At 63.6% G+C, this 3,273-nt stretch carries 5 protein-coding genes; 3 read left to right on the forward strand and 2 right to left on the reverse strand.

Translation table 11 applies throughout. The features are described from left to right. A partial coding sequence (locus tag MKL01_RS31220) for a hypothetical protein (protein WP_243909062.1) occupies positions 1-225 on the reverse strand: 225 nt, incomplete at its 3' end. Positions 226-402: 177 nt separating this feature from the next. Here MKL01_RS31220 and MKL01_RS31225 point away from each other — a divergent pair. After that, a complete protein-coding gene (locus MKL01_RS31225) occupies positions 403-900 on the forward strand; it encodes a DUF305 domain-containing protein (RefSeq protein ID WP_279605008.1) in 498 nt (165 codons plus the stop codon). A 63-nt stretch (positions 901-963) separates the two neighbouring features. Here the strand turns inward: MKL01_RS31225 and MKL01_RS31230 are convergent, their stop codons facing one another. Next, positions 964-1,146 carry an Rmf/CrpP family protein gene (locus MKL01_RS31230; RefSeq protein WP_243909063.1) on the reverse strand — a complete coding sequence of 61 codons (183 nt, stop codon included), beginning with the start codon at positions 1,144-1,146 and terminating at the stop codon, positions 964-966. 464 nt (positions 1,147-1,610) lie between these two features. Here MKL01_RS31230 and MKL01_RS31235 point away from each other — a divergent pair, with 464 nt between their 5' ends. Next, positions 1,611-1,820 carry a hypothetical protein gene (locus MKL01_RS31235; RefSeq protein ID WP_243909064.1) on the forward strand — a complete coding sequence of 70 codons (210 nt, stop codon included), beginning with the start codon at positions 1,611-1,613 and terminating at the stop codon, positions 1,818-1,820. Between the two features lie 111 nt (positions 1,821-1,931). Then, positions 1,932-2,972, forward strand: a complete 1,041-nt coding sequence (locus MKL01_RS31240) for a hypothetical protein (RefSeq protein ID WP_243909065.1) — start codon at positions 1,932-1,934, stop codon at positions 2,970-2,972. Positions 2,973-3,273: the final 301 nt, after the last annotated feature.

Genomic DNA, 3,273 nt, shown 5'->3' on the forward strand with positions numbered 1-3,273 from the left:
AACGGTCTCGTTCGGCCCAAGCTTGCCCGAGAACCGAGCTAGATGACCGAGGCTCGGCTCATTCAGGCCGCCGGCGTTCGCGAACGTCGCGAGCGCGATACCAACGAGGAACTCAGCTTCCGCTTCCGTCACCGCTCGTCCACTCAGCGTGCTGGAAGCGCCACGCACGGCCCGCACCGCCTGCCGGAACGCGAGGTCATTCTGCAGGTCCGCTAGCCGGGTCATCGAACTCTACCAGCGTGATTGGTTCTGCACTGCGCCAAGCAAATGGTGCAGTCATGCAGCAGCGCATAGAGCCCGCGCCGTGGGGCGAATGGTAGCCTTTCGGACGCGCTGGCTTGACCCTCCCATCGTGGGAACCCCTACGGCCGCCGGCTCGATACATATTCGGTAGGGGCGAACATGCGGTATCGCGATTGGCTGATGGGGGCCGGGCTTGCGTTGACGTTGGCTGGGAGCGCCGTCGCTCAGGGCACCGATCACATGCATATGGGCCACGCTGGTCATCAGGGTGCGGACACCCCGGCTACGCGCGAGTTCAAGGCCTCGCACGAGCGGATGATGCAAGGGATGATGGTTCCCTACACGGGCGACCCGGACGTCGATTTCCGGCTGCAGATGATCCCTCACCACCAGGGAGCAATCGAGATGGCGCAGGTCGCCATGAAGCACGCCAAGGACCCGTGGAGCCGACAGCTGGCCGAGTCGATCATCGTCGAGCAGCAGCGCGAGATCGCTCAGATGCGGGCGTGGCTAGGACAGCACGGGGTCGCCACCCCGGCCAGCGGTGAGCCGACCCACATCATAGGAGCGGCCTCGTATCGAAGCCTGTCGAACGAGGCGGGCACGCGCAACGAGGCGGTGGGTCAGTCGTGGGCACCGGGAGGAGGTGTTCGCTAAGCGTAGATGCCTGAGCCAATATCTAGCAGGTCGACCTTCGCTCCGGCATCGATCATCGTTGGATCAGGCGTCCGCCTCTGGCAGATCAGGACCGTCCGCCGCAGGCGTACCGTCGTATCCTTCGAGCCACGCGGCCCGCTCGGCTGAGCCCGCTGGGTAAGGGCAGGCATCTTTCGGCCTGCCGATGACACGGGCGTGAGCCCCCTCTGCGATCGGTTCGACGGATACGGGTTGCCGGGTATCCATCGGTTCAGACCGATGGAGCTACCCGATGACGCTCATGGCGCCAGAGCGCGACCGCCACACGCCGGGCTTCGTAGCTTCGCCGCAACGGCGTGCCGAGGCCGCCCTGTCCTTCCGGCGCATACCCATAGGTCAGCACCCCGTCCGGCCCATAGATGCGGTGCATCTCATCACGCCAGAGCCGATCCGCAGATGCGAGGGCAGCTTCTGTGAGGGCTAAGCGGGTGGGATCCGAAAGGGTCATGGAAAACTCCGCGCGCATATCGCCTAACGCGGTGATTGAGCCGCAGGTCCACGATGCCTCCCAGCGATGCGCTTCGGCCGAGCGTCGGCAGAGCAGCACCAGGATCTATCGCTCCTTGATCCAGGTGCGGCCTCGCCGGCGCAGTCGCGCTGAAACACGAATGCGATTGCGGCCAAGCTTGACCGCCGCTAGACCCTCTGCCTCGAAGCGAGGTGAGGCCAGGATGAGCGATGTCGTGGCCGCTCTCCTTCTGGCCCTGGCGGCCGAGAACGCGGAGCTGCGCGAGCAACTGGCATCTGCCCAGGACATGCTGGTCGAAACCGCGATCGATGCCGGCAACATGCACGCCCTCGTCGAGGGCATGCCGACCGAGCGGGATGCGTGGCGGGAGGAGACCGAAGGGCTGCAAGCCCGCACAGCGCGGACCGCGTGACGTCTCGACAGGTATCGCCGCGGCTGACGCCTCGCTCTGGATCGACAGGACGAAGGCCACAAGCGGCAAAAGCTAAGCTATACAGGCGCCCTGAGGGTTGGGAGCGGGCTAATGCCGCGAGAGCTGCGTGTTGCATCGGCGGACGAGGCGCTAGATATCCTGTTTGAACAGTTGCCAACACTCGATAGCGACGACTTGGAACGGGTCGTCCTGACGGCATGGGCATCGACGCGCGTTAAGATTAGCGGCGATTTTCACTCTGAGATCAATGGACCATTTCTTGAGGCATATGCGAAGATAGACGACGAGATACTTCGGTTGTTTGCCTTGGCCCGCCATGGCGCGCCGGATATCAGGCTGCTAAAACAGGATGAGATTGACGAAATAAGCTTCAGAGTAAAGGTCGAAGAGGGATCGTCGGAGATATCCGACAACCTCTGGAAACTCGCGGAGAAGCTATCGACGGAATTGGTGGGGAAGATGACCGGCACCGAACTCATCATAACCATCCTAGGCTTGGCCTTGATCGCCGGCACCACTTGGGGTGTCCGCGGCTTCCTAGAGGGTCGCAAAGAAACACGTCTTGATGAGATCAGAACCGGGGAGCGGCGAGATGCCTTGGCGGCCGTCAGGTACGCCAGCGAGCAGCAGAAGGAGCAATTCGACCGTCTTGCGGGCCTGATGTCCGAGCAGAACCAGATCACGAAGAGCGCACTAGATGGCGCCCTGAACACGAACTACCACCTGCTCAAGGCGTCGTCGCTGACCGACAACGTGGAGTTGTCCGGCACCCCACTCGATCGTACGGAGGCGAGAGAACTCCGCAGCTCGCCGCGACGGCCAGCCACGAGCAAGATTGTCGAGCAGTACATGAAGGTCGTGGACGTCAACACCGCAGACCCGACAGCAACGGCCGTCATCGTGGAGGACCCCGCCACGGGCCGACAACACCGGATCAGGTTCCGCGACCGGATGCTCGACGGCAGGGCCCGAGCCACGCTGCTTCGCGCTCTGGACGACCGCGGAACGGCTTGGCTGAGGCTGAGCGTCAAGGAGGTCGAGGACGAAGTGACCTCGATGGAGATCCTGTCCGTCTCGGAGACACAGCCGGACGAGGGCAACGTGCATCAGATCCGGCCCGCAGGCGACTGACCCTAGATCGTTTCGACGCCCGCCCCACCGCTCGCCATCTTGAGCGCATGCCCGGGCAGCACGGCCAGACCTACGATCCGGAGGAGCCGGCGCTTAGGGGCTTTGATCAGCTTCGTCAGGAAGCTTATGCGGCTGTCCGACGAAGCTCGTCAGCGCCTTGCACGGCCTACGGCGAGGCGAGAAAGCGCGGTGGTTGTGTCCGGAACGGAGCAGTCCGTAACTCGTTCGGCAGCACCAACCCGCTCCGCGAACCGCTCAATCGGCTGCGGCCTGCCGATCAGGTAACCCTGCGCTTCATCGC

This window comes from Methylobacterium sp. J-070, from assembly GCF_022829385.1.
GTDB lineage: Bacteria > Pseudomonadota > Alphaproteobacteria > Rhizobiales > Beijerinckiaceae > Methylobacterium.

Coding starts and splice junctions, on each gene's coding strand:
- MKL01_RS31225 (WP_279605008.1), top strand. CDS start 403: ATGCGGTATCGCGATTGGCTGATGGGGGCCGGGCTTGCGTTGACGTTG.
- MKL01_RS31230 (WP_243909063.1), bottom strand. CDS start 1,146: ATGGATACCCGGCAACCCGTATCCGTCGAACCGATCGCAGAGGGGGCT.
- MKL01_RS31235 (WP_243909064.1), top strand. CDS start 1,611: ATGAGCGATGTCGTGGCCGCTCTCCTTCTGGCCCTGGCGGCCGAGAAC.
- MKL01_RS31240 (WP_243909065.1), top strand. CDS start 1,932: ATGCCGCGAGAGCTGCGTGTTGCATCGGCGGACGAGGCGCTAGATATC.